The sequence below is a fragment of the Streptomyces sp. NA02950 genome (assembly GCF_013364155.1).
In the GTDB taxonomy this organism is placed as follows: Bacteria; Actinomycetota; Actinomycetes; order Streptomycetales; family Streptomycetaceae; genus Streptomyces.
In genome coordinates this window covers 6,818,835-6,842,618 of record NZ_CP054916.1, presented here as the reverse complement: position 1 = coordinate 6,842,618, position 23,784 = coordinate 6,818,835, and the positions used below count along the sequence as shown (strand labels likewise).

Genomic DNA, 23,784 nt, shown 5'->3' with positions numbered 1-23,784 from the left:
CCCTTCCGGGCCGTTCGAGGCTCGTACTAGTGTGGCGCCACAGAGCACTCGCGGGAGTTCGGACGCACCGGGCTGAGAGGGAGGCTGGGGCGGCCTCCGACCGTATGAACCTGATCCGGGTCATACCGGCGAAGGGAGGGGCAGCAAGCCCATGCGCACATCGGGGACCCATGCGAGCACCAAGGGAACGCGGAGCTACGACGCCCTCGTGATCGGGGGCGGCATCATCGGGCTGGTCACGGCCTGGCGGGCGGCCCAGCGCGGGCTGCGGACCGCGCTGGCGGACCCGGCGCCCGGCGGCGGGGCGGCCATGGTGGCGGCCGGGATGCTGGGATCCGTCGGGGAGTTCCGGTACGGCGAGCACGCGCTGCTCGATCTCAATCTCGCGTCCGCGGCCCGCTATCCGGAGTTCGTGGCGGAGGTGGAGGAGGCGGGCGGCCAGGAGGTCGGCTACCGCGACTGCGGCACGCTCATGGTGGCGCTCGACGCCGACGACCGCGCCCATCTGCGCGACCTCCATGAGCAGCACCAGCGCTACGGGCTGGACGTGGAGTGGCTGACCGGGCGCGAATGCCGCCGTCTGGAACCGATGCTGGCACCGGGCGTCCGCGGCGGGATGCGCGTCGACGGCGATCACCAGGTGGATCCGCGGCGGCTGGCGGCGGCGCTGCTGCGCGCCTGCGAGCGGGCCGGTGTGGTCGTCCACCGCGTCCTCGCCGAGCGGCTGACGGTCGCCGGGGACCGCGCCACGGGCGCGGAGCTGGCCGACGGTACCCGGATCCGCGCCGGGCAGACCGTGCTGGCCGCCGGAAGCCTCAGCGCCCGGCTGGCGGGGTTGCCCCAGGAGGTGCTGCCGCCGGTGCGCCCGGTCAAGGGCCAGGTGCTGCGGCTGACCGTGCCCGCCGCCTACCGGCCGTTCCTGTCCCGGGTGGTACGGGCCGTGGTGCGCGGCACGGACGTCTATCTCGTCCCGCGCCTCAACGGCGAGCTGGTGATCGGCGCGACCTCCGAGGAGCGCGGCTGGGACACCACGGTCACCGCGAGCGGGGTGTACGAGCTGCTGCGCGACGCCCATGAGTTGCTCCCCGGCATCACCGAACTGCCGCTCGTCGAGACCTGTGCCGGGCTGCGCCCCGGCTCCCCCGACAACGGCCCCTTCCTCGGGCCGACGTCGCTGCCGGGGCTCCAGATGGCCACCGGCCACTTCCGCAACGGCGTCCTTCTCACCCCGATCACGGGCGATGTCATGGCCGAGGCGCTGACCGGCGGAGAACTCCCGCCGGTGGCCCGCGCGTTCACCCCGCACCGGCTCGACGGCACCGCACGGCCCTCGATCAACGCACTCCAGGAGCAGCCCGCATGACCGTCTCCGTAAACGGGGAGCCCCGCGAGATCGTCGAGGGCACCACCCTCGACCGGCTGGTGGCCACCCTCACCCAGGCGCCCTCGGGCGTCGCCGCGGCCGTCAACGAGACCGTGGTACCGCGCGGCCAGTGGCCGGTGACGGCCCTGGGCGAGGGCGACCGTGTCGAGGTCCTCACCGCGGTCCAGGGAGGCTGACCGATGGCTCCCACCACGACGGACACGACGACGGACACGACCACGCACACCACGCACACCACGACGCCCGGGGCCGGAGGCACGGCGCCCGCGCCCGCCGCCGACCCGCTCACCATCGCCGGGACCGACTTCGGCTCCCGCCTGATCATGGGCACCGGCGGGGCGCCCAGTCTGGAGATCCTGGAGAACTCCCTGCTCGCCTCCGGCACCGAGCTGACGACGGTCGCGATGCGGCGACTGGACCCCACCGTGCAGGGTTCGGTGCTCTCCGTGCTGGAGCGGCACGGCATCCGCGCGCTGCCCAACACCGCGGGCTGTTTCACCGCCGGGGAGGCCGTGCTGACCGCGCGGCTGGCCCGTGAGGCGCTGGGCACGGACTGGGTGAAGCTCGAGGTGGTGGCCGACGAGCGCACCCTCCTCCCCGACCCCGTGGAGCTGCTGGACGCCGCCGAGACCCTGGTGGACGACGGCTTCACCGTGCTGCCGTACACCAACGACGACCCGGTGCTCGCCCGCAAGCTGGAGGACGTGGGCTGCGCCGCGATCATGCCGCTGGGCTCGCCCATCGGCTCCGGTCTCGGCATCCGCAATCCGCACAACTTCGAGCTGATCGTCGATCGGGCCACCGTGCCGGTGATCCTCGACGCGGGCGCGGGCACCGCGTCGGACGCCTCGCTCGCGATGGAGCTGGGCTGTGCGGCGGTGATGCTCGCCTCGGCCGTCACCCGGGCGCGGGAGCCGGTGCTGATGGCGGCGGCGATGCGGCACGCGGTGGAGGCGGGGCGGCTGGCCCGCCGGGCGGGCCGGATCCCGCGCCGCCACTTCGCGGAGGCGTCGTCCCCGGCGGAGGGGCTGGCGGCGCTGGACCCGGAGCGGCCCGCCTTCTAGGTGACGGCTTCCAGACCGGTGACGGCTGCCAGGGGCCGGCAGCGGCGATGGGGCGTCCCGGAGACGCCCCGCCTACCGTGGAAGCCGGAGGTGGTCGCCGTGACCGTGACCGTGGCCGACCGGATCGAGCGCGAGGTGTACGTCTCCGCGCCCATCGACCGGGTGTGGCGGGTGCTGACGACGCCCGAGCACATCCGCGCCTGGTACGCCTCCGGGGGCTGCGAGCTGGACCTGCGCCCCGGCGGCACGCTCCGCTTCCGCTGGGACGAGCACGGGGAGTTCCACGGCCGGGTGGAGCGGGCGGTCCCGGACGCCCTCTTCCGCTTCCGGCTGGCCCATGAGCCGGACCGGCCCGGCACCGAGGCGGCCACGGCCACCCTGGTGGAGTTCCGGATCTCCCCGGAGGGCGAGGGCACCCGCCTCCGCTTGACGGAATCCGGTATCCGCTCTCTGGAAGTCTCCGACGAGGTGAAGGCCCAGCACGCCGAGTACGCCGCGCTGGCCTGGACCTCCGCCCTCGAGGAGCTGGCCGCCCTGGCCGCCGCGTCGCACAACTGACGCGCGGGTGTCACTGTTCGGCTTCAACTCCGCCCCCACCTGGGGCAGGCGGTCGGAGCCGGCCGGGACGGTCCGTAAAATGCTCTCTCGTGGATACGACGCTCCAGGACCCCCTTGTCGGGCAGGTGCTCGACGGCCGCTACCGCGTGGAGGCGCGCATCGCCGTGGGCGGGATGGCGACGGTCTACCGCGCCGTCGACACCCGGCTCGACCGCGTCATCGCCCTGAAGGTGATGCACCAGAGCCTCGCCACCGACGCCGCCTTCGTCGAGCGCTTCATCCGCGAGGCGAAGTCCGTGGCCAGACTCGCGCACTCCAATGTGGTCGGCGTCTACGACCAGGGCACCGACGGTGTGCACGTGTATCTGGCGATGGAGTACGTCGCGGGCTGCACCCTGCGTGATGTGCTGCGCGAGCGCGGCGCCCTCCAGCCGCGTGCCGCGCTCGACATCCTGGAACCGGTGCTCGCCGCGCTCGGCGCGGCCCACCGGGCCGGGTTCGTGCACCGCGACATGAAGCCGGAGAACGTGCTGATCGGGGACGACGGCCGGGTCAAGGTCGCCGACTTCGGTCTGGTGCGGGCGGTGGACACCAACACCAGCGCCTCCACCGGCACCGTCCTCGGCACCGTCTCCTATCTCGCGCCCGAGCAGATAGAGAACGGCACGGCCGATCCGCGGGCCGATGTGTACGCCTGCGGTGTGGTGCTCTACGAGATGCTGACCGGCTCCAAGCCGCACGGCGGCAGCACCCCGGCGCAGATCCTCTACCAGCACCTCAACGAGGACGTTCCGCCGCCGTCCGCCCTGGCCCCCGATGTGGCGCCCGAACTGGACTCCCTGATCGCCTCCGCCACCGCGCGCGAGATCACGCTGCGCCCCGCCGACGCCGTCGCGCTGCTCGGCCAGACCCGCTCGGCCCGCGCCGCGCTGACCAACGCCCAACTGGACGCGGTACCGCCGCAGGCCAGGGAGGAGGGCACGGACAGCGGCTCGGAGAACCGGACGACGGTGATCCCGCGGCCCGCCGCCGGAGCCGGCGATCAGGACCAGCTCCACCGCACCAGCCGCCTGGAGCTGCCGCCGGACCCGCCCGAGCGGCGGGGACGCGGCAACCGAGACCGTGACCGCGGCGGCCGGATGCCACGGCGCGGGATCGTGACGATCATCGCCGGGGTGCTGCTGGCCCTCGGGATCGGCGTCGGCGTCTGGTACATCAACTCCGGGCAGTTCACCAAGGTCCCCCCGGTGCTGAAGATGACACAGGCGAAGGCCGAGAAGAAGCTGCACGACACCGGTCTGGACGTGAAGGTCGTCTCCGAGTTCAGCGATGTGGTCGACAAGGGCCGGGTGATCAGCACCAAGCCCGGTGTCGGTGCGCGCATCCGCGACAACGGCACCGTGACGATCCGGGTCTCCCAGGGGCCGGAGCGGGCCGAGGTGCCCAATGTGGTCGGCACCACACTCGCCGAGGCGAAGAAGAAGATCGCCGACCAGGGGCTGACGGTGGGCCGGATCACCCGGAGCTTCAGCGACGAGACCGCCCAGGGCTCGGTGCTGTCCACCAACCCCCGTGAGGGCTCCGTGCGCCGCCCCGACACCCCCGTGGCGATCGTGGTCAGCAAGGGACCCAAGATCGACATCCCGGACGTGATCGGTGACATGCTCGACGACGCCCGGTCCGAACTGAACGACGAAGGCTTCAAGGTCAAGATCGCCGAGCAGCGGGTCTTCTCCGACGAGGACAAGGGCGCGGTCGCCCGGCAGTCCCCGGGGGACGTGGCCGCCAAGGGCGACACCGTGACGCTGACGCTCTCCAAGGGCCAGGAGATGATCGAGGTACCGGATGTCGAGGGCATGAGCATCGACGACGCCACCACCGAGCTGGAGGACGCGGGTTTCGAGGTCGATGTCGACAAGCCGCTGTTCGCCGGGGACACGATCAAGGACCAGTCGGTGGACGGCGGGGACAAGGCCCCCAAGGGCAGCACCATCACCATTGAGGTCAAGGGCGTGTTCTAGGCACACCCCCCTTCCAGGAACACCCCGCGCACGCCCGGCGCCCGGGACCCCGGCGGTCCCGGGCGCCCGCCGCGCCTGGGACCCTTGACCCCGTGACTACGCACCGCACCCGCAACCCCGTCGGCGGCCATATCCGCGTCGCGGGCGGACTGGCCACCGTCGGTCTCGCCCACGCCCGGGACATCGGCGCCGAGACCGTCCAGGTCTTCGTCGCCAATCCACGCGGCTGGGCGACCCCGACCGGCACCCCCGCCCAGGACGAGGCGTTCCGCACCGGCTGCGCCGAGCAGTCGATGCCGGTCTACGTCCACGCCCCGTACCTGATCAACTTCGGTTCGCACACCGAGGCCACGGCCGAGCGCTCGGTGGACTCCCTGCGCCATTCGCTGCGCCGCGGCCGCGAGATCGGCGCGCGGGGCGTCGTGGTCCACACCGGCTCGGCGACCGGCGGCCGGGAGCGCGTCCAGGCGCTCGCCCAGGTGCGGGAGCGGGTGCTGCCGCTGCTGGACGAGCTGACGCACGACGACGACCCCTGGCTGCTGCTGGAGCCCACCGCCGGACAGGGCACCTCGCTGTGCGCGCTGGTGGAGGACCTCGGGCCGTACTTCGAGGCGCTGGGCCGCCATCCGCGGCTGGGCGTCTGCCTGGACACCTGCCATGTCTTCGCCGCGGGCCACGACCTCGCCGCCTCCGGCGGGATGAAGCAGACCCTCGACGAGTTGGTGGCGGTCACCGGGCCGGGGCGGCTGAAGCTCATCCACGCCAATGACTCCAAGGACGTGGTCGGCGCCCACAAGGACCGGCACGCCAACATCGGCGCCGGGCACATCGGCGCGGAGCCGTTCCGCGAGCTGTTCGGCCATCCGGCGACCGAGGGGGTGCCGCTGGTGATCGAGACCCCGGGCGGCACCGAGGGGCATGCGGCGGATGTGGCGCGGCTCAAGGAGCTGCGGGACGGATGAGTACGGCGAGCTGGCCCACGGCCGCGCGGGCGACTCTGCACTGCCTCACCGGCTGCGCCATCGGCGAGATCCTTGGCATGGCCATCGGCACCGCTCTGGCCTGGCACAACGCCCCGACCATGGCACTGGCGATCATGTTCGCCTTCACCTTCGGCTATGCGTTCACCGTGCGCGGAGTGCTGCGGTCCGGACTGGGGCCGCGCACCGCGGTACGGGTCGCGCTGGCCGCCGACACCGTCTCGATCGCGGTGATGGAGCTGGCCGACAACGGCACGATCCTGCTCTTCCCGGGCGCGATGGAGTCGACCCTGTCCGAGGCGCTGTTCTGGATCAGCCTGGCACTGTCGTTCGTGGTCGCGTTCCTGGTGACGACACCGGTGAACAAGTGGATGATCGGGCGCGGCAAGGGCCATGCGGTGGTGCACCAGCACCACTGACCGCCCGACGGACCCCGGGTGCAGCCCGGCTACAGCTCGGGACCGTCCCCCGGCACCTCCTGATAGGAGTAGCGCTGCTCCTTCCAGGGGTCGCCGAGGTTGTGGTACCCCCGCTCCTCCCAGAAGCCCCGGCGGTCGGCCGTCATGTACTCCACGCCCCGGACCCATTTGGGCCCTTTCCACGCGTAGAGATGCGGAACGACCAGGCGGACCGGGAATCCGTGCTCCGCCGTCAGGAGTTCGCCGTCCTTGTGGGTGGCGAAGATCGAGGTCGGGGCGGCGAAGTCCGACAACCGCATATTCGAGCTGAAGCCGTATTCCGCCCACACCATCACATGGGTGACATCCGGCGCGGGAGGCGCCAGATCCACGATCGACCCCGCCGAGACCCCGCCCCATTCGGCGTCGAGCATGCTGAATTTGGTGACGCAGTGGAGATCGGCCACGACCGTCGAGTACGGCAGCGCCGAGAACTCCTCATGCGTCCAGCAGTGCTTCTCGCCGTCCGCCGTCGCACCGAAGACCCGGAACTCCCAGCGCTCCGGCCTGAACTTCGGCACCGGCCCGTAGTGCGTAACCGGCCAACCGCGTTGCAGTCGCTGACCCGGAGGCAGCTGCGCGAGCTCCCCCTCGCGGCTTTCCGACTGACCCATGGACTCCATGGTCTCAGACCGCCGGGGGTGGTCGTGACCAGGGGATCATCCGTGGGGGCAACTCGTACTAAGCGTGCACTTACTGGACGCTCCACCAGCGACGATGCGACGATGCGCGCAACCTGGCATTCCCCCTTCTGATGGGAAGGAGCCCCTTCGATGCAGGGCGACCCCGAGGTCCTCGAGTTCCTGAACGAGCAGCTGACCGGTGAGCTGACCGCGATCAATCAGTACTTTCTGCACTCGAAGATGCAGGACAACTTTGGCTGGACACGGCTTGCCACATACACCCGGGCCGAGTCCTTCGACGAGATGAAGCACGCCGAGCTGCTCACCGACCGGATCCTTCTCCTCGACGGTCTCCCCAATTACCAACGGCTCTTCCACGTCCGCGTGGGGCAGTCCGTCACCGAGATGTTCCAGGCCGACCGGCAGGTGGAGGTCGAGGCCATCGACCGCCTCAAGCGGGGCATCGAGCTCATGCGCACCAAGGGCGACATCACCTCGGCCAATATCTTCGAGGACATCCTCGCCGACGAGGAGCAGCACATCGACTATCTCGACACCCAGCTCGCGCTGATCGAGAAGCTCGGTGAGGCCCTCTACATCGCCCAGCAGATCGAGCAGCCGAGCGACTGACCCGGCTGGGCTCCGCCTGGGCTCAGGCGGCCTCGGCCGCCGGTGCGGCGAGCGCGGCGGGCACCTCAACGGCAGAGGTCAGCACCACCGGATCGAGGTTCTCGCGCCGCGGGCACGAACCGCGCCCCAGCAGTGCCTGGATCTTGCGGACGCAGGAACCGCAGTCGGTGCCCGCCTTGCAGGCGCCGGCGATCTGGCGTGGTGTGCAGGCACCCGTTTCCGCGTGCTCGCGCACCTGCTTCTCGGTGATGCCGAAGCATGAGCAGACGTACACGCGAACTCTCCAGCGTTGACCAGTATGATCAGTGAGGTAACCCTTACCTTACCCGCCATGGCGGAGCCCCACAACGCCGAGGGGCACGGATCGATGTGATCCGTGCCCCATTCATCTTTCAGCGATCTCGCGGTGGCCTCACTGGTGCCGGTCCCACTGGTGCCGGTCTCACTGGTGCCGGTACATCTCCGCCACCAGGAACGCCAGGTCCAGCGACTGGCTGCGGTTCAGCCGCGGGTCGCAGGCCGTCTCGTAGCGCTGGTGCAGATCGTCGACGAAGATCTCGTCGCCGCCGCCCACGCACTCGGTGACGTCGTCCCCGGTCAGCTCCACATGGATACCGCCCGGGTGGGTGCCCAGCTCCTTGTGGACCTCGAAGAAGCCCTTGACCTCGTCCAGCACATCGTCGAAGCGCCGGGTCTTGTGCCCGGACGCCGCCTCGAAGGTGTTGCCGTGCATCGGGTCGCAGACCCACACGACCTGCGCCCCGGACGCCGTCACCTTCTCCACCAGATTGGGCAGCTTGTCGCGGATCTTGTCCGCGCCCATCCTCGTGATGAAGGTCAGCCGGCCCGGCTCGCGGTCCGGGTCGATCCGGTCGATCAGCGCCAGCGCCTCTTCCGGCGTGGTCGTCGGGCCGAGCTTCACACCCACCGGGTTGCGGACCTTGGACGCGAACTCGATATGCGCCCCGTCCAGCTGCCGGGTGCGCTCACCGATCCACACCATGTGCCCGGACACGTCGTACAGATCGCCGGTCCGCGAGTCCGTACGCGTCAGCGCCGACTCGTAGTCCAGGATCAGCGCCTCGTGCGAGGAGAAGAACTCCACCGTCTTGAACTCCTCCGGGTCCACCCCGCAGGCGTTCATGAAGTTCAGCGCCCGGTCGATCTCGCGCGCCAGCGCCTCGTAGCGCTGACCCGACGGCGAGGACTTCACGAAGTCCTGGTTCCAGGCGTGCACCTGGCGCAGGTCCGCGTAGCCACCGGTGGTGAAGGCGCGCACCAGGTTCAGCGTCGACGCCGACGCCTGGTACATGCGCTTCAGCCGCTGCGGATCCGGGATCCGCGCCTCCTCGGTGAACTCGAAACCGTTGACCGAGTCACCGCGGTAGGTGGGCAGGGTCACCCCGTCCCGGGTCTCGGTCGGCTTCGAGCGCGGCTTGCTGTACTGCCCGGCGATCCGGCCGACCTTCACCACCGGGACGGACCCGGCGTACGTCAGTACGGCGCCCATCTGGAGGAGCGTCTTCAGCTTGTTGCGGATCTGGTCGGCACCCACGGCGTCGAACGCCTCGGCGCAGTCTCCGCCCTGGAGCAGAAACGCCTCACCCCGCGCCACGGCCCCCAGGCGGTGCCGCAGCGCATCGCACTCGCCCGCGAAGACGAGCGGCGGATAGGACTCGAGCTCAGCGATCACATCGCGCAGAGCCGCTTGGTCCGGCCAGTCAGGCTGCTGCGCCGCGGGAAGAGACTGCCAGGTGTTGCCACCGGCGTGGGTTTCAGCGTTCACGGTCACGCCGCCAAGGTTACGGGGTCTTTACGGTGGTCCAGCCCGGCGCCCACAGGGTGAGACATCTCCGGTCAGGCCTTGAGCTCGAACCAGACCCGCTTTCCGGGTCGCGCCGGGGTCCGGTCGACGCCCCAGGCGTCCGTGATCAGATCCACCATGGCGAGCCCCCGGCCGCTCTCCTCCCACGGCCCGGCGGCCCGCCTGGCCGGTAACGCGGCCCAGTTGTCGCCCACCTCGACCCGCAACCGCCCCTGCTCCGCGATCAGCAGCACGGTGCAGGACCGGTCGGGTACGTGCCGGATCACGTTGGAGAGAAGTTCGCTGACGGCCAGCTCGGCCACCTCGGCGATGTGAGGCATCTCCCACATCGCGGCATACGTGCGGACGAGGCGGCGGATGTGACGGACGGCGTGCGGGGACATGGCGGCCAGGGTGAGGTGGTACTGCGGCGGGGGGTACGCGATGTCTTTGTTCACGCCACAAGGGTGGATCCGGTCGATTACGCTCGGCTACGTGACGAACACAACGCGTCCGGGCGTTGCTGGAGTTGAGGAGGGGCGCACCTGTGGTGAACATCAGCGCATTGGACCCGAGTGCATCCCCGCTGAACTACTACGGTTACGAGCTGCGACGGCTGCGCGAGTCCGCGTGCCTCACGTTGAACCAGCTCGGCAAGATCATCTTCTGTACGGGCTCACTGATCGGCCAGATCGAGACGGCCCGCAAAGCGCCGACGCGCGAGCTGACCGAGCGGGCGGACGCCGCACTGGAGGCGGAGGGGGCGCTGCTGCGGTTATGGCCGCTGGTGGCGCGGAGCCAGTTGCCGGGCTGGTTCCAGCCCTATGCCGAGATGGAGGCCATCGCGACCTACATCTCGACGTACCAGACACAGCTCGTACATGGCCTGCTCCAGACCGAGGAGTACGCGCGTGAAGTACTCGGCGTGCTCACGGAGGATCGTCTCGACGTACGAGTGGAAGCGCGGAGCGAACGACAGCGCATCCTGGCCCGCACAACGCCTCCAGCTGTGTGGGTCGTCTTGGGCGAGGCAGTGCTGCACGGAACCATAGGTGGGCCGGACGTAATGCGGAGGCAACTTGCCCACCTGTTGAGCTTCCGTCGCCAGGGGCACGTGAACGTCCAGGTGCTGCCGTTCACCGCCGGAGCGCACGCGGGGCTCATGGGTTCCTTCACGGTGCTCCGCTTCAAAGACGAGCCAGACATCCTCTACACACCGGACTACAACTCCGGCCACATGACCTTCAACCCGACTGACCTCAGGGACCGTTCGCTCCGTTACGATCACCTGCAAGCCGCCGCCCTGTCCCTGGAAGACTCGGCGGAACTGATCGTCCAGGTGATGGAGGAGCGCTATGGGGAGCACCCCTGAACTGACGACAGCGCAGTGGCGTAAGTCCAGCTACAGCGGCGACGATGGCGGCGAATGCGTGGAGTGCGCCCCTCTCGGCGGCGCCGCGTGGCGTAAGTCCAGCTACAGCGGGCACGACGGTGCCGATTGCGTCGAGGTCGCGGAGATAGCCACCCGGCAGCGGGTAGCCGTGCGGGATTCCAAGAATCCCCACGGCCCCACCCTGCTGCTCTCCCCCGCCGCCTTCGCCGACTTCGTCACCGCGACAGCGACCGGCGCGCTCTGACAAGCGCCAGCTGTCGCCGCCGCTCGGAGGCGGCACCATCCGGCTCGATGTCGACGGGCCGGACGGGCGCTTGTGGTCAATCGTGAAGCCGAGGTGTTCTGCCAGGGCATGAGGTGTCCAGAGGGCATCCGGACTCGATTAACCTCCAAGCCCCTCATCCAACGCGTTCAGACTCTTCTCGTCCAGGTTGAGCGGAGTCCGCTCCAAGGACTGCTCCATGCTCCCCTTGGGGAAAGCGGCATCGTCGATCTCAATGTGGCCAGCGGCATCGAGGGCGAACGTGCCGCCCCGCTCAAACAACTGCACAAGTGGCTCGAACGGCGAAGGAAGGTTCGCAAGGTCCTGGCGAATGTCCGTCAGGACGGCAAAGTTGAGGGCCCATTCGACGGTCTCAAGAACCACCGGTTGCTGCGAGCCGATCTTTCCGGCGAGGGCCTTGTGACGTCGGCATCGATCCGCGCGACCGGGTCAATGTGGTCGGCGATATCGAAGAACGGCCACTCGCCGGACCTCGTTTCCTGTGCCCACAAAGCCGATCGCCGCATGAATTCGCGCATGAGTGCCACGCGTGAACGGGTTCGATCGAACGCGCCGACCCAGTCAACGTTTTCCAGCCTCTCGGCAAGAGCGGTCGCCGAAGCCGTCCTCATGGCTTGTTCCTCCGGACGTAGTCGGTGAGGACCGTCTACGAGCAGTAGTTAGAGCTTTCTCGTCAGGTTTGATCCCATTCCATCGTCGTCTGGGTCGGGGGTGCTGACGCTGTATCCGACAGCACTACCGAAGTAGGTCGCCTCGCCCGTCTCGGCTTCCATGCCGAGAGCGGATTCGATTGCACGCAGCGCATCGGCCAGGCGCGGCGCGGAACTACTCGACCATGCCGCCGACATGCTCGACGACCGCAGGACCACTCCCCTACAGCTCCGCTACCTCGCTGCGCGCCTGGGGGTGAGGGCGTAGTCGCCCCGCAGGGTCAGTCTTCGCTCGTGAGCTCTCGCAACGATGCCAGGTCACACGTGCCGGGCTCGTCGTCCTCCGAGAGGTCGGCCAGCTCGGCGAGGGCCTGGGAGGGGCCCAGACCCCGGTCGTACGCCGAGCGCAGCCGGTCCAGCCACTTGAGACCCTCCTTGTACACATCGTCGTCCCCGACGTCCCGTGGTTCGAAGCTCGCCGCGTTTTCGGCGTCGGAAGCCCAGAGGTACCCGAGTACCTGGCGCTCACTTCGCACGGGAACGTACTGGACTTCGCCGTCCGCGTTGCGCTTGTAGCCGATGCGACCGAATCCGGGCGTGTGTGTGAACGTGTCGTACCGATTGAGGACCTCGAAGCTGGACCACACGTCGGACGCTGTGCCGTCGTCGTCGAAGTAGTTTTCGACGCCGAACTCGGTCGGCTTGCCGAAGTAGGTCGGGTCGTCCGGATCGGTCTCCATGTCCAGCGCCTCCGAGAGATCGCGGAGGGTGGCGGACAGTCGCGGAGCGTTCGCCGCGTACACGGAGGGCTGGGGGCGGCCTTTGAGGTCGTACGGCATCCAGGCATCCGAAGACGTCACCAGATCGACGGTGAGGTAATCGAGAAACGCGGAGACCCCGAGTCGGCACACTCGCTCTTCATGAGGGTCCGCCTCCCCGGCCATGACCACACCGGGGCTGTTCACACGGGCGTCTACCCCCCCGACCTCTCCGGGGCGCAGTGCGGCCTCGACCCGCGTGGCCAACTGCTGGGCGACCTCCGCTGCGGGCGACGGCTCGTCGACCACGAACTCTTCATTGAAGAGGTGACTGTTCGAGTCCCCGGCCTCGTGTACGGACACGGACACCGTCGGAGGACCGAACATGAGCTGGTGGTCCGCCAGGACGGAATAGGCAGTCAGTGCCGCGTGGAGGCAAGTGACGATCATGTCCCGGTCGTGGCCGTCCCGCCCCCAGGTCCATCGGGCTACAGGAGTGCTAGCGATCACAGTGTTCCCTCCGGCATGAACTTACCGCGGGGCGGGACGACAATAACCCCATCTTCCACGCGAATGACGAACTGAACGCCCTTCTTACCGTAGACATCTGTAAGGCGCTGTTCTGTTCTGAGGGTGAGGTGGTCGGCCAGCGTGCCCTTGGTGTCGACAACGAAGGTCTTGAAGTCAGCGCCCGAATGTTCCAACTGCTTCATGTTGTCGAAGATCTTCTTGACGACCTTCTTCGGATTCTGGATCTCTTTGAACTGATAACCATGGACGTTGCCGTCCGCATCGCGGGCCATGACATCGAGGTCGGTCTCGCTACCGGTCCTCACCCCGGGCTTGATTTCGGCATCTCCCTTAACCTCGAAGGAGATGTCGTGGACGCCGCTCTCGTGCAGCCGGTTGCCGAGGCGGAGCTGCTCGATGCCGCCGGACATCTTGTCCGCGTGGCTCAGGCTGGACACCACTTGCTTGTAGCCGACAGCATCGTTGAACCTGCCGGACGCAATGGTGTCGGCGATCTCTTGTCCGGCAGGATTGTCGGCGAGATTGGCCAGTACACGGTCCAGGTCGTCCGGCTTCGGGGGCGGGCGTCGGAACTGCTCACGGATCTTCTGCTCGGTCTCACCACCGCGCTCGAAGGGGCCGGATTCGTCGTGCGGTCGCTCCCATCCATGCGGATCGCCGGGACTCTCGTCACCGAACCCGCCAGGCGAAGTCGGTCCGTCCAGGCCATTTCCTCCGGGGTCGTGTCCGCCACTGCCGGAGCCGCCGGGACCTTCTCCGTGGCTGCCCGCAGGGCCTTCGCTCTGCCCGCCGGTAGGTCCGTCGTGGCCACCGCCCGTGCCAGGACCGTCGCTGTGGTTGCCGGACGTCGGTTCGTGGCTGGCCGATGGGCCGGGGCCGTGGTCGTGGGCGTGGCCGCCGGGGAGGTTGTCGCCCGCGTGGCCACCGGGGAGGTTGTCGCCCACGCGTCCGCCGGGCAGGTCGTCGCCGACTCCGCCGCCGGGCACGTCGTCGCCCACGCGTCCGCCGGGCAGGTCGTCGCCGGCGCGGCCGAGGTCGTCCAGGCCGCCGCCGAGGTTGATGTGGGCGGCGTTGTCGCCGGTGCGGGCTCCTGCGGCGACCAGGTCGGGTTGGCGGGTGGGGGTGTTGGCCTTGGGGACGTCGGAGCCCGCCGGGCCGTCCACGACGTCCCTGGGGGCGTGGGCGGCGTCGTGCGCGAGGGTGCCGTCGGACTTGTAGATGTTGCCGTCGGTGTCCATGAAGCGCGGGGCGCCCTCGCCCGGCAGTTTGACGCTGCCCGGGGGCAGGAGGCCGCCGTCGGGCAGGGCGACACTGTCCTTGGGGATCTTGACCGCGTCGTCCGGGATGGGCGAACCGGAGCCGTCGGGCAGGTGGACCGTGCCGTCGGGGGTGAGGTAGGAGCCCTCGGGGATGTGGACCGTGCCGTCGGGGAGTTTGGGGATGTCGATGGACTCGATCCCCTTCAGCCCCTTGGCGATGTCGCCGATCTTCGACAGACCCGCGCCCGCGCCCTTGGTGATGTAGGTCATCGGGTCGATGACCTTCCCCGCCTTGCCCGCGGCGGCGAGGGTCTTGGCGACGGCGCCCGCCTTGCCCGCACCGGAGGCCGCGCCGCCAGCGCCGCCGGTGAAGACGGTGGTCAGGACGTTGAAGGTGACCGCCCCGGCGGCACGGCCGGGGTTCTTGCCCCATTCGTCCCAGGCGACCAGAGCCTTGCCCGTCTCCTTCATGGCCGTGCGCGAATCACGCAGCCAGGAGGGGAGTTTGTCATCCGGCAGGGTCCAGAACAGGGTGCTCGCGCCGGGGATGGAGGAGATGGCCAGACCCGTGGCGAGTTGGGCCAGCCCCTTCCACGCCTTGCCCATGGCGTCCCAGCCGCCGAAGCCGACGAGGGTGCCCAGACCCTTCAGGGTGCCCCACACACCGTCGACGATCAGGCCGTCCCAGACGAAGGACTTCACCCAGTGGCCGATCTCCCAGGCGTGGTGCTTCTCCTCGACCGGGTCACCCCAGGGGAGCTTGGCCTTCGCCATGTCCTCCGCGTTGAACCCGTACTGGTTCTTGCCCTCCGACCCGTCCCCGGCGACCATCTGAGCGCCGTGGAACAGCGCGGTGATCTTGTTGTGGCAGGTGCGCTCGGCGGCCCAGAACGCGGCGACGGTGTTGGTGATGTCCTCACGCAGCTGGTTGTGCTCGTCGACCTTGTCCTCGTCGTACTGCCAGTCGTCGTCGTCCTTGTGGTCGGCCACGAACGTGGTGGCGGCCGTCTTGAGGCCGGCCAGCTTGGCGACCAGGGGGCGGATCTCGGTGGCGTACTCCGACAGGGCCGTGGAGACCTTCCCCAGGTCCTCGGCGAAGTCGTGGGCGCGCTCCTTGACCGGCTTGGTGGTCGCGAAGAGCTGGTCGGCCTCGGGCGCCTTGTAGTAGGCGGACAGCCCCTGGAAGTGGCTGTGGACATCGGCGCCGACGGTACGGATGTGGCCCGCGTCCTTCTTCAGCCCGGTGTAGGCCTTCTCCAGCAGATCCAGATCACCGGTGTACTGCGGGATCTCCTCAGGCTTGATCATTTGGTCTGTGTCCCCGGCTTCTTCGGGTCCAGATCGGGATCGCTCAGCGGCTTGTGCTGGACCTGAGCGGCCATGTGCAGATCACCGTTGAGGTACTCCGTCGTGGCATTCATCGCACCCTTCAGCGACTTGCCCGCCCGCGCCGCGATGAACTTCAGATCAGGTGTGGCGTGTTCGGAGAACTGGGAGAGAGCCAGGGCGACAAGACCCCCTTTGGCCTTCTCCCCTCCCTCGCCACCGCCGTCGGCGCTGATCGTGCCGGCGTGCTCCGCCGCCGACTGCAAATGAGCGCCGTACGACTTCGCATGCTTCTCGATCTTCGCCGCGAACTCACCCGTCGTCTTCAGTACACCCGAAATACCCTGCGGCTTCAGATCCCAGGCAGTCATAAACCCCCCAGCGCGCCTCAACGCCCCGCGGCTTCAGCCGACGCGGCTCAGCCGATGTTGTCGACCGCGGCCTTCGCACGCGACAGCGTGTGCTGCGCGGTGCCGTCGTTCTTCTCCAGCGTCGTCTTCAGCAACTGGATGATGTTCTTGACCTCCTGCGAGGAGCGGTTCCAGCGCTGCTCCTTGCCGTGGTACTCATCCGCCACACCATCCGCCCTGAAATCGGCCATCGCCGCCTTCACCTGGGCATCACGCGCGGTGATCACTTCCTCCAGACGGGCGATCACCGCCTGGATATTGCCCTGCGCGTCCGCGGAAGCCCCCGTGTCGTACGAGCGGCGGTCACTGCCGGCAGCCATGAAAGCTCACTCCCCATCGAGCTCGAAGGAAAAATGCGGTCAGCGGCCCCGGATCAGCGGCCGGAGAAACGGGCCGCGTCGAAGTTGGCCGCGCCCATCTGCGTCCGCGCGTTGTCACCCTGCTCCTGGTCACCCGAGCTGAACGCCGAGTCCATCCCCGACTGACCACCCAGGATCGAGGACAACGCGCCGTGCAGGGACCGCGAGATCTCATCCGACCGCGCCTTGAACGAGTCGAACGCCGCCTTGCCCGAGCCGTTGAACTTTCCCTCCAACGGCTCCGCGGCCTGCACCAGTTGGCGAATCAGCGCACCGAGATCATCACTTGACCCACGCGACTTCGACTGCAGGGTCGACAGCGTCTGCGCTCCCATGTCGAACTTCATCCGGCCCCCCTCGCCGAGCGATAAGCATGAAGGTCGTTTCCAGGTCCATCCTTCCAACTCCGCAAAATCGCCGCAACGGACAAACGGCAGGCTGTGACACAGGCGTGACAGGAGTGTCGAACCTCGCAAGGGATGTGCCCGAGCGGTGGGGCGGCCACCACGAAGACCACGGTGGCCAGGCCCACGCTGATCCCGCCTGATGCGTGGCAGGGGCTCGTTGAACGGTCCCGCTCATCGCGTCCGCATGAAGGCCCGTCAGCCGGCCAGCTTCTCCATGCACAGGGTGTACTGCGCGCGGCCCTTCCGGGTGACCTGGTACGTGCTGAGGCCCGGCTCGCACTCGTGGTCCAGCGGCCAGTGCTCCTTGACCTTGTAGTCGGCCGTCGCGCCGCCGCAGTCGACCTTCACCAGGTCCGGGTCGCTCTCGGTGCCCTTGTTCTGCACGCAGTCGCCCTCGTCGATGGTCTCGCCGGCCACCTTCTGCTGGTGCTCGGGACCGGTGGTGTTACCGCGGCTGTTGTAGTACCAGACACCCGCGATGATCAGGGCCAGCGGGATGGCGATGATCCGGGCCTTGGTCTGACGGCTGAGTGTGGACATGGCGCATTGCCCCCGTTGGTTGGTGGTGTGCTGCGCACATCGATTCGATGCGCGGACCCAGAAGTTAGCCTGCCGCGCTGACATGGCGAAACGCGGTTCGCGGGCGCCGCGCCGCACAAGAGCGGCGATCCCGGTCATCTTGGGACCGTCGGCGACCGTCCCGTGAAGAACCCCTCACCGAACCGTGACACCCCCGACCATCGGCCGACCGACCGATGACCGCAAAAGACCGGACCCGTCCACCGCCCCGCCTGGGCGGAGCGAGCGCGGGATGAGCGAGCGCAGAGGCACTGGCGGCGACCGGCCCCTACTGTCCGTTACCGCCCCAAGGCGCCCCTTCAGCACGTACGCTGACCTTTATGAGTGTCGCGCCGCTGCCCGACTGGGTGATCCCGCCTCCAGAGGGCTTCACCGCCGAGGATCTACTGCGGCTGCCTGGCCTTCCCCCGCACACCGAGCTCATCGACGGGAGCTTCGTCTTCGTGAGCCCGCAAGAAAAATGGCACAGCCGGGTGATCAATCTGCTGGTCGCGGAACTGGATCGGCAGGCACCGGCCAGGCTGCGGGCCGATCGGGAGATGACCGTCCGGCTCGCCAGGCGACAGGCCCCCGAACCGGATGTCGTTGTGGTGACCGCCGAGGCGTACGACCGCGATGAGCCGTCTACGTACTATGTGCCGGAAGATGTCGTCCTGGCCGTCGAAGCCGTGTCCCCCGATTCCGAGGAGCGGGACCGCGACACCAAGCCCCGGAAGTACGCCAAGGCGGGCATCCGCCATTACTGGCGGGTGGAGAACGACGAGGGGCGCACGGTGGTGTACCTCTACGAACGCGACCCGGCCACCGAGTGCTTCTCGCTGACCGGCATCCACCACGACCAGCTCAAGACGACGGCGCCCTTCACCATCGACATCGATCTCACCTCCGTGGGCAAGCGCTCCGGCTGACACATGGCCGTAGCGGTCGGGCGGCCCCGGTGCTGATGTAAGGTTCCGGACATGCACGCGCGACAGAACATGAACTGGTGGTGGACCGCTCATCCGGCGGCCCACTGATCGCGCGTACATCCAGACACCACGCGAAGGCCGCCCGAGGGGCGGCCTTCGGCGTTTGCGCGGGCCGTTCCTCCTCCTCGGAAGGAACACCCCGCCATGCGGAACGACACGCAGGCCACAGCACGCGACGTCATCGCGCGGCTGCTCTCCGCCGACTCCCCCTTTGCCCTGATCCACCGCCGTACCCCCGGGCACGCCCCGGACACCGTCGAGGTGCTGACCGGACCGGTCGGCGAGGTGGAGCGGCTGACCGACATCCCGTTGCCGGCCGGGGCCCCGGAGGGCGGGGCGGCGGTGGCGGACGCGCTCGCGCTGGTGCCGTTCCGGCAGATCCGGGAGCGCGGGTTCGACGTACGGGACGACGGAACGCCGCTGGCCGTGCTGCGGCCGGAGGAGACGTACGAGCTGCCGCTCGCCGAGGTGCTGGACGCGCTGCCCGCGCACCGGGTGAACGTCGAGGGCGGGGCCTTCGACGTCGACGACGACGCGTACGCCGAGATCGTGCGGCAGGTCATCGCGGACGAGATCGGCACGGGCGAAGGCGCCAACTTCGTGATCCGAAGGACCTTCCGGGGGGAGATCCCGGACTTCGGGAGTACCGACGCGCTCGCGCTCTTCCGGCGGCTGCTGGCCGGGGAGCGGGGCGCGTACTGGACGTATGTGGTGCGGCTGGCGGACGGGCGGACGCTGGTGGGGGCCAGCCCCGAGGTGCATGTGCGGATGTCCGGGGGCACCGTCGTGATGAACCCGATCAGCGGGACGTACCGCTACCCGGCCGGTGGGGCCGACGCCGACGGGCTGCTGGCCTTCCTCCACGACCGCAAGGAGGTGGAGGAGCTGTCCATGGTCGTGGACGAGGAGCTGAAGATGATGTGCACCGTCGGCGACCGGGGCGGTGTGGTGATCGGCCCCCGGCTGCGGGAGATGGCGCACCTCGCGCACACCGAGTACGAGCTGCGCGGGCGGTCCTCACTGGACGTGCGGGAAGTGCTGCGGGAGACGATGTTCGCGGCGACGGTCACCGGGTCGCCGGTGCAGAACGCCTGCCGGGTCATCGAGCGCTACGAGCCCGCCGGGCCGGACGGCGCCGGGCGGGGCTACTACGCGGGGGCGCTGGCCCTCATCGGGCGGGACGGCGGCGGGGCGCAGACGCTGGACTCACCGATCCTGATCAGGACCGCCGATATCGACGGGGCGGGCGCGCTGAAGGTCCCGGTCGGCGCGACGCTGGTGCGGCACTCCGATCCGCGGGGTGAGGTGGCGGAGACCCATGCGAAGGCGGCGGGGGTGCTGACGGCACTGGGCGTGCGGCCGGGGCCGGCCGCGCCGTCGCGGGAGGGTGTCCGGCCCGGGCTCGCCGACGATCCGCGGGTGCGGGCGGCGCTGGACGCGCGGCGGGCCGATCTCGCGCCGTTCTGGCTGCGGATGCAGACCGTTGAGGAGCCGACGGACGGGGTGGGTGGGCTGTCGGGCCATGCGCTGGTGATCGACGGCGAGGACACCTTCACCGCGATGCTCGCCCATCTGCTCCGGACGTCCGGGCTGACCGTCAGTGTGCGGCGGTACGACGAGCCGGGCGTACGGGAGGCGGCACTCGCGCACGAGGGGCCGGTGGTGCTGGGCCCCGGACCCGGCGATCCGGGCGACACCGCCGACCCCAAGATGCGGTTCCTGCGGGGGCTGGCCGCGGATCTGGTGGCCGGGCACCGGCACGGGCTGCTGGGGGTGTGCCTGGGGCACGAGCTGATCGCGGCGGAACTGGGGCTGGAGATCGTGCGGAAGGAGGTGCCGTTCCAGGGTGCGCAGGAGCGGATCGACTTCTTCGGGCGCGAGGAGACGGTGGGCTTCTACAACACGTTCACCGCGCGGTGCGAGGCGGCTGTGGAGACGGAGTTGGCGATGCACCGGGTGGAGTTGAGCCGGGACGCGGGGAGCGGGGATGTGCATGCGCTGCGGGGGCCGGGCTTTGCCGGGGTGCAGTTCCATCCGGAGTCGGTGCTGACGATGGATGGGGTGGGGGTGGTGGCGGAGCTGCTGGCCGCCGTGCGGGTGTGACCACCGGGGGCTCCGCCCCGGGGCCGCTGGTTCCCGGGGTCTCGCCCCGCGGCGAGACCCCAGGACCGGAGGTGGGTTCGTCAGCCGAAGAAGACCTCCGCTTCCGCGTACAGCGACGGATCCACCGTCTTCAGGCGGGCCGTCGCCTCGGCCAGGGGGACGCGGACGATGTCCGTGCCGCGCAGGGCGACCATCGTGCCGAAGTCCTCGTCCCGCACGGCGTCGATCGCGTGCAGCCCGAAGCGGGTGGCGAGCCAGCGGTCGAAGGCGCTGGGGGTGCCGCCGCGCTGGACGTGGCCGAGGACGGTCGTACGGGCCTCCTTGCCCGTGCGGCGCTCGATCTCCTTGGCCAGCCATTCGCCGATCCCGGAGAGCCGGACGTGCCCGAAGGAGTCGAGCGAGCTGTCCTTCAGCACGGCGTCACCCCCCTTCGGCATGGCGCCCTCGGCGACGACCACGATCGGCGCGTAGCGGATCTTGAAGCGGGATTCGACCCAGGCGCAGATCTGGTCGACGTCGAAGCGCTGCTCGGGGATGAGGATGACGTTGGCGCCGCCCGCGAGGCCGGAGTGGAGGGCGATCCAGCCCGCGTGGCGGCCCATCACCTCCACGACGAGGACGCGCATATGGGACTCAGCGGTGGTGTGCAGCCGGTCGATCGCCTCGGTGGCGATGTTGACGGCGGTGTCGAAGCCGAAGGTGTAGTCCGTGGCGGAGAGGTCGTTGTCGATGGTCTTGGGGACGCCGACGCAGCGGATGCCGTACTCGCCGGAGAGCCGGGCGGCGACGCCGAGGGTGTCCTCGCCGCCGATCGCGATCAGCGCCTCGACCTCCTGCTTGGCGAGGTTGTCCTTGACCCGGCGGATGCCGTCCTCGCTCTTGAGGGGGTTGGTGCGGGACGAGCCGAGGATGGTGCCGCCGCGCGGCAGGATGCCGCGCACCGCGCGGATGTCGAGGGGGACGGTGTCGTTCTCGAGAGGGCCTCGCCAGCCGTCCCGGAAGCCGACGAATTCATAGCCGTATTCCTGTACGCCCTTGCGGACGACGGCGCGGATGACCGCGTTGAGCCCGGGGCAGTCGCCGCCTCCGGTCAGCACTCCGACCCGCATCGTTTCTTCCCTTCTCCCGTGGAATCCGGTGCTTGGGCCCGGTACGGAGGGCCACGCTAACGGTGATCCAGGTCACAGGGGATGGGGCCGCGGTCGATTTCCGCGCACGCCTGGGCAGTTGATTCTGAACTTCACCCGTACGAGGGGTGGGTGCTGCCCAAACCCCGGGCGCGGACCTCAGGCATCGTCCAGGCCCCGTTCGATCGCGTACCGCACCAGTTCCACGCGGTTGTGCAGTTGCAGCTTGCCGAGGGTGTTCTGTACGTGGTTCTGCACCGTGCGGTGGGAGATGACCAGCCGCTCGGCGATCTGCTTGTACGAGAGCCCCTTGGCCACCAGCCGCAGCACCTCCGTCTCCCGCTCGGTCAGCTGCGGGGCGACCGGCTGGTCGGCGGCGGTGGGGGCGGGTTCTCCGGCGAGCCGCCGGTACTCGCCGAGCACCAGGCCCGCGAGACCGGGGGTGAAGACCGGGTCCCCGGCGGCGGTGCGGCGCACCGCGTCGAGCAGCTCCTCCGTACTGGCCGACTTCAGCAGATAGCCGGTGGCGCCGGACTTCACGGCCTCCAGGACGTCGGCGTGCTCACCGCTGGCGGAGAGCACCAGCACCCGCAGCTGGGGGTGGGCGGCGACGACCTCCTTGCAGACGTCGACACCGGGCAGTCCGGGGAGGTTGAGGTCGAGCACCAGGACATCGGGCTCGGCGGCCTTGGCCCGGCGGACGGCCTGCGGGCCGTCACCGGCCGTGGCCACCACGTCGAACCCGGCCTCGGACAGATCGCGGGCCACCGCGTCGCGCCACATCGGATGGTCGTCCACCACCATCACCGTCACCGGCCGGCCCTCGTGGTGATCGGTCATCGCGCTGCCTTCCCCTTGTCGTCCGCAGAAGTCGTGTCGTCCGGCGCAGTCCCCGGCGGCACGGCCGCCTTCGGGACCGTGAGTTCCACCTCGGTGCCCTGGCCCGGAGCCGAGATCCACTCGGCCGTACCGCCGAGGTCGCGCAGCCGTCCCCGGATGGACAGGGCCACCCCGAGGCGGCCCTCGCGCTCGGCGTCGGCGAGCCGTCCTTCGGCGATGCCGGGGCCGTCGTCCCGCACGGTCACCATCACGGCGCCCGGTTCGTCCTCCACCAGGATCCAGGCGTGGGCCTCCTCGCCCGCGTGGACCCGCACATTGTCCAGCGCGGCGCCGACCGCGGCCGCCAACTCCCCTGCCGCGTGGGCCGGGAGGACCACGGGGGCGCCGGGCTCGGAGAGGGTGACCCGGGATCCGGCGTGCGGCGCCAGCAGGGCGCGCAGATCGCACGGTTCGGCGCCGGATCCCTCGGGGTCGTCCGGGACGGGGGCCGGGGCGTGGGCCACGGTGTGCTGTCCGGGGGCGGTGCGCGGCGGGGTCACCAGACCCGTGGAGACCAGCGTGCGCAGCGCGATCTCCTGTTCGCCCGCCATCCGGCCCAGTTCGGCCGCCTCACCGCCGATCGCGGCGCCGCGCCGCTGCACCATGGCGAGCACCTGGAGCACGCTGTCGTGGATGTCGCGGGCCAGCCGCTCCCGTTCGCGGGTCGCGGCCTCGATGCGCAGCGCGCGGGCGAGGGTGCGCTCACTGGCGCGGGCCACCTCGACGACGTAGCCGATGGCCACGCTCGCCACCCAGACGAGGATCAGCATGTGGACGGTGTCCTGGGCGAAGCCGCCGCGCTCGATGATGTTGGCGGCGCAGACGACGGTGGAGGCCCATGCCGCCCAGCGCCAGCCGCCCTTGACCGCGAAGCCGAGGACGGCGCCCGCGGTCCATATGGACGGCAGGGTGGGTGTGCCCTCGGCGATCCGGTCGTGGGTGTCGACGAGCGGGGTGAGCAGGATGCCCACCACCGCCACGCTGAGATCGCCGACCAGGAAGCGCCGGGTGCAGCGCTCGGCCGAGGAGACCATACGGAAGGTCAGCGCCGTCCACACGGTCAGGACGGCCATATAGGCGCCCGCGCCCAGCGGGTGGTCGTAGTGGTGGAAGGAGCGGACGTAGAGGACGAGGGCGTAGAGCAGGGTGAGGACGCGGTAGGCGGTCAGCGCCTGCCACAGCGGCTGCTCGACGGACATCCGCACCACGCGCTCGCGCCTGGGACGCCCG

27 protein-coding genes and 1 riboswitch are annotated in these 23,784 nt (G+C 69.6%); of the genes, 14 read left to right on the top strand and 13 right to left on the bottom strand.

Going from position 1 to position 23,784, the window contains the following annotated elements; genetic code table 11:
• The first annotated feature begins 40 nt into the window (after positions 1–40).
• Positions 41–154, top strand: a riboswitch (TPP riboswitch).
• The 7 genes from thiO to HUT19_RS30050 all read left to right on the top strand — a co-directional run bounded on the left by thiO (position 152) and on the right by HUT19_RS30050 (position 6,426).
• Positions 152–1,363 carry a glycine oxidase ThiO gene (thiO, locus tag HUT19_RS30080; RefSeq protein WP_176183452.1) on the top strand — a complete coding sequence of 404 codons (1,212 nt, stop codon included), beginning with the start codon at positions 152–154 and terminating at the stop codon, positions 1,361–1,363. Its footprint overlaps the riboswitch before it by 3 nt.
• Positions 1,360–1,560, top strand: coding sequence for a sulfur carrier protein ThiS (gene thiS, locus HUT19_RS30075; RefSeq protein WP_176183451.1), 201 nt, complete (start codon positions 1,360–1,362; stop codon positions 1,558–1,560). Before thiO ends, thiS begins: the two co-directional genes overlap by 4 nt.
• A gap of 3 nt (positions 1,561–1,563) precedes the next feature.
• Positions 1,564–2,448 carry a thiazole synthase gene (locus tag HUT19_RS30070; RefSeq protein ID WP_176183450.1) on the top strand — a complete coding sequence of 295 codons (885 nt, stop codon included), beginning with the start codon at positions 1,564–1,566 and terminating at the stop codon, positions 2,446–2,448.
• A gap of 99 nt (positions 2,449–2,547) precedes the next feature.
• Entirely contained in the window at positions 2,548–3,006 is a 459-nt protein-coding gene (locus HUT19_RS30065) for an SRPBCC domain-containing protein (protein WP_176183449.1), read from the top strand.
• An 89-nt stretch (positions 3,007–3,095) separates the two neighbouring features.
• Complete coding sequence (pknB, locus tag HUT19_RS30060) at positions 3,096–5,027, top strand: Stk1 family PASTA domain-containing Ser/Thr kinase (protein ID WP_176183448.1); 1,932 nt, start codon at positions 3,096–3,098, stop codon at positions 5,025–5,027.
• A 92-nt stretch (positions 5,028–5,119) separates the two neighbouring features.
• Complete coding sequence (locus HUT19_RS30055) at positions 5,120–5,989, top strand: deoxyribonuclease IV (protein WP_176183447.1); 870 nt, start codon at positions 5,120–5,122, stop codon at positions 5,987–5,989.
• Positions 5,986–6,426: a DUF4396 domain-containing protein gene (locus HUT19_RS30050; protein WP_176183446.1), complete on the top strand. Its 441-nt coding sequence runs from the start codon at positions 5,986–5,988 to the stop codon at positions 6,424–6,426. Before HUT19_RS30055 ends, HUT19_RS30050 begins: the two co-directional genes overlap by 4 nt.
• A 29-nt stretch (positions 6,427–6,455) precedes the next feature.
• Here HUT19_RS30050 and HUT19_RS30045 read toward each other — a convergent pair whose 3' ends face one another.
• Positions 6,456–7,079 (bottom strand): sulfite oxidase-like oxidoreductase, encoded by a 624-nt coding sequence (locus HUT19_RS30045; RefSeq protein ID WP_254885863.1) that lies wholly within the window; start codon positions 7,077–7,079, stop codon positions 6,456–6,458.
• Between the two features lie 159 nt (positions 7,080–7,238).
• Between HUT19_RS30045 and bfr the strand changes: the two genes are divergently transcribed.
• Positions 7,239–7,718: a bacterioferritin gene (bfr, locus tag HUT19_RS30040; RefSeq protein ID WP_176183444.1), complete on the top strand. Its 480-nt coding sequence runs from the start codon at positions 7,239–7,241 to the stop codon at positions 7,716–7,718.
• Between the two features lie 22 nt (positions 7,719–7,740).
• On the opposite strand, the gene HUT19_RS30035 is transcribed toward bfr, so the two are convergent.
• The 3 genes from HUT19_RS30035 to HUT19_RS30025 form a co-directional block, all read right to left on the bottom strand.
• Positions 7,741–7,992, bottom strand: a complete 252-nt coding sequence (locus tag HUT19_RS30035) for a bacterioferritin-associated ferredoxin (RefSeq protein ID WP_176183443.1) — start codon at positions 7,990–7,992, stop codon at positions 7,741–7,743.
• A 168-nt stretch (positions 7,993–8,160) separates the two neighbouring features.
• Positions 8,161–9,510: a class II 3-deoxy-7-phosphoheptulonate synthase gene (locus HUT19_RS30030; protein WP_176183442.1), complete on the bottom strand. Its 1,350-nt coding sequence runs from the start codon at positions 9,508–9,510 to the stop codon at positions 8,161–8,163.
• A 65-nt stretch (positions 9,511–9,575) separates the two neighbouring features.
• Positions 9,576–9,980 carry an ATP-binding protein gene (locus HUT19_RS30025; RefSeq protein ID WP_176183441.1) on the bottom strand — a complete coding sequence of 135 codons (405 nt, stop codon included), beginning with the start codon at positions 9,978–9,980 and terminating at the stop codon, positions 9,576–9,578.
• Positions 9,981–10,069: 89 nt separating this feature from the next.
• Between HUT19_RS30025 and HUT19_RS30020 the strand changes: the two genes are divergently transcribed.
• The 3 genes from HUT19_RS30020 to HUT19_RS30010 all read left to right on the top strand — a co-directional run bounded on the left by HUT19_RS30020 (position 10,070) and on the right by HUT19_RS30010 (position 11,837).
• Positions 10,070–10,894 carry a helix-turn-helix transcriptional regulator gene (locus tag HUT19_RS30020; protein ID WP_176183440.1) on the top strand — a complete coding sequence of 275 codons (825 nt, stop codon included), beginning with the start codon at positions 10,070–10,072 and terminating at the stop codon, positions 10,892–10,894.
• Complete coding sequence (locus HUT19_RS30015) at positions 10,878–11,159, top strand: DUF397 domain-containing protein (RefSeq protein ID WP_176183439.1); 282 nt, start codon at positions 10,878–10,880, stop codon at positions 11,157–11,159. The genes HUT19_RS30020 and HUT19_RS30015 overlap by 17 nt, the downstream gene beginning before the upstream one ends.
• Positions 11,160–11,414: 255 nt before the next feature.
• Positions 11,415–11,837: a hypothetical protein gene (locus HUT19_RS30010; RefSeq protein ID WP_176183438.1), complete on the top strand. Its 423-nt coding sequence runs from the start codon at positions 11,415–11,417 to the stop codon at positions 11,835–11,837.
• Positions 11,838–12,129: 292 nt separating this feature from the next.
• On the opposite strand, the gene HUT19_RS43345 is transcribed toward HUT19_RS30010, so the two are convergent.
• The 6 genes from HUT19_RS43345 to HUT19_RS29980 form a co-directional block, all read right to left on the bottom strand.
• Entirely contained in the window at positions 12,130–12,993 is an 864-nt protein-coding gene (locus tag HUT19_RS43345; RefSeq protein WP_254885862.1) for a hypothetical protein, read from the bottom strand.
• A 119-nt stretch (positions 12,994–13,112) separates the two neighbouring features.
• Positions 13,113–15,704 carry a hypothetical protein gene (locus HUT19_RS30000; protein ID WP_176183437.1) on the bottom strand — a complete coding sequence of 864 codons (2,592 nt, stop codon included), beginning with the start codon at positions 15,702–15,704 and terminating at the stop codon, positions 13,113–13,115.
• Entirely contained in the window at positions 15,701–16,093 is a 393-nt protein-coding gene (locus HUT19_RS29995; RefSeq protein ID WP_176183436.1) for a DUF6507 family protein, read from the bottom strand. Before HUT19_RS29995 ends, HUT19_RS30000 begins: the two co-directional genes overlap by 4 nt.
• A gap of 47 nt (positions 16,094–16,140) precedes the next feature.
• Complete coding sequence (locus tag HUT19_RS29990; protein WP_176182112.1) at positions 16,141–16,452, bottom strand: pore-forming ESAT-6 family protein; 312 nt, start codon at positions 16,450–16,452, stop codon at positions 16,141–16,143.
• Positions 16,453–16,505: 53 nt separating this feature from the next.
• Positions 16,506–16,838, bottom strand: coding sequence for a hypothetical protein (locus HUT19_RS29985; RefSeq protein WP_176183435.1), 333 nt, complete (start codon positions 16,836–16,838; stop codon positions 16,506–16,508).
• A 255-nt stretch (positions 16,839–17,093) separates the two neighbouring features.
• Positions 17,094–17,438: a hypothetical protein gene (locus HUT19_RS29980; protein WP_176183434.1), complete on the bottom strand. Its 345-nt coding sequence runs from the start codon at positions 17,436–17,438 to the stop codon at positions 17,094–17,096.
• A gap of 359 nt (positions 17,439–17,797) precedes the next feature.
• On the opposite strand from HUT19_RS29980, the gene HUT19_RS29975 reads away from it, so the two are divergent.
• The 3 genes from HUT19_RS29975 to HUT19_RS29965 all read left to right on the top strand — a co-directional run bounded on the left by HUT19_RS29975 (position 17,798) and on the right by HUT19_RS29965 (position 20,548).
• Positions 17,798–18,385: a Uma2 family endonuclease gene (locus HUT19_RS29975; RefSeq protein WP_176183433.1), complete on the top strand. Its 588-nt coding sequence runs from the start codon at positions 17,798–17,800 to the stop codon at positions 18,383–18,385.
• Between the two features lie 51 nt (positions 18,386–18,436).
• Entirely contained in the window at positions 18,437–18,493 is a 57-nt protein-coding gene (locus tag HUT19_RS44370) for a trp operon leader peptide (protein WP_176187470.1), read from the top strand.
• A 96-nt stretch (positions 18,494–18,589) separates the two neighbouring features.
• On the top strand, positions 18,590–20,548 hold the full coding sequence (locus tag HUT19_RS29965) for an anthranilate synthase family protein (RefSeq protein WP_176183432.1): 1,959 nt from the start codon (positions 18,590–18,592) through the stop codon (positions 20,546–20,548).
• 80 nt (positions 20,549–20,628) lie between these two features.
• Here the strand turns inward: HUT19_RS29965 and HUT19_RS29960 are convergent, their stop codons facing one another.
• From HUT19_RS29960 to macS, 3 genes are all read right to left on the bottom strand, one after another.
• Positions 20,629–21,657 (bottom strand): 6-phosphofructokinase, encoded by a 1,029-nt coding sequence (locus HUT19_RS29960; protein ID WP_176183431.1) that lies wholly within the window; start codon positions 21,655–21,657, stop codon positions 20,629–20,631.
• 177 nt (positions 21,658–21,834) lie between these two features.
• Entirely contained in the window at positions 21,835–22,515 is a 681-nt protein-coding gene (locus tag HUT19_RS29955) for a response regulator transcription factor (protein WP_176183430.1), read from the bottom strand.
• Complete coding sequence (macS, locus tag HUT19_RS29950) at positions 22,512–23,762, bottom strand: MacS family sensor histidine kinase (RefSeq protein WP_368661750.1); 1,251 nt, start codon at positions 23,760–23,762, stop codon at positions 22,512–22,514. The genes HUT19_RS29955 and macS overlap by 4 nt, the downstream gene beginning before the upstream one ends.
• Between the last annotated feature and the right edge of the window lie 22 nt (positions 23,763–23,784).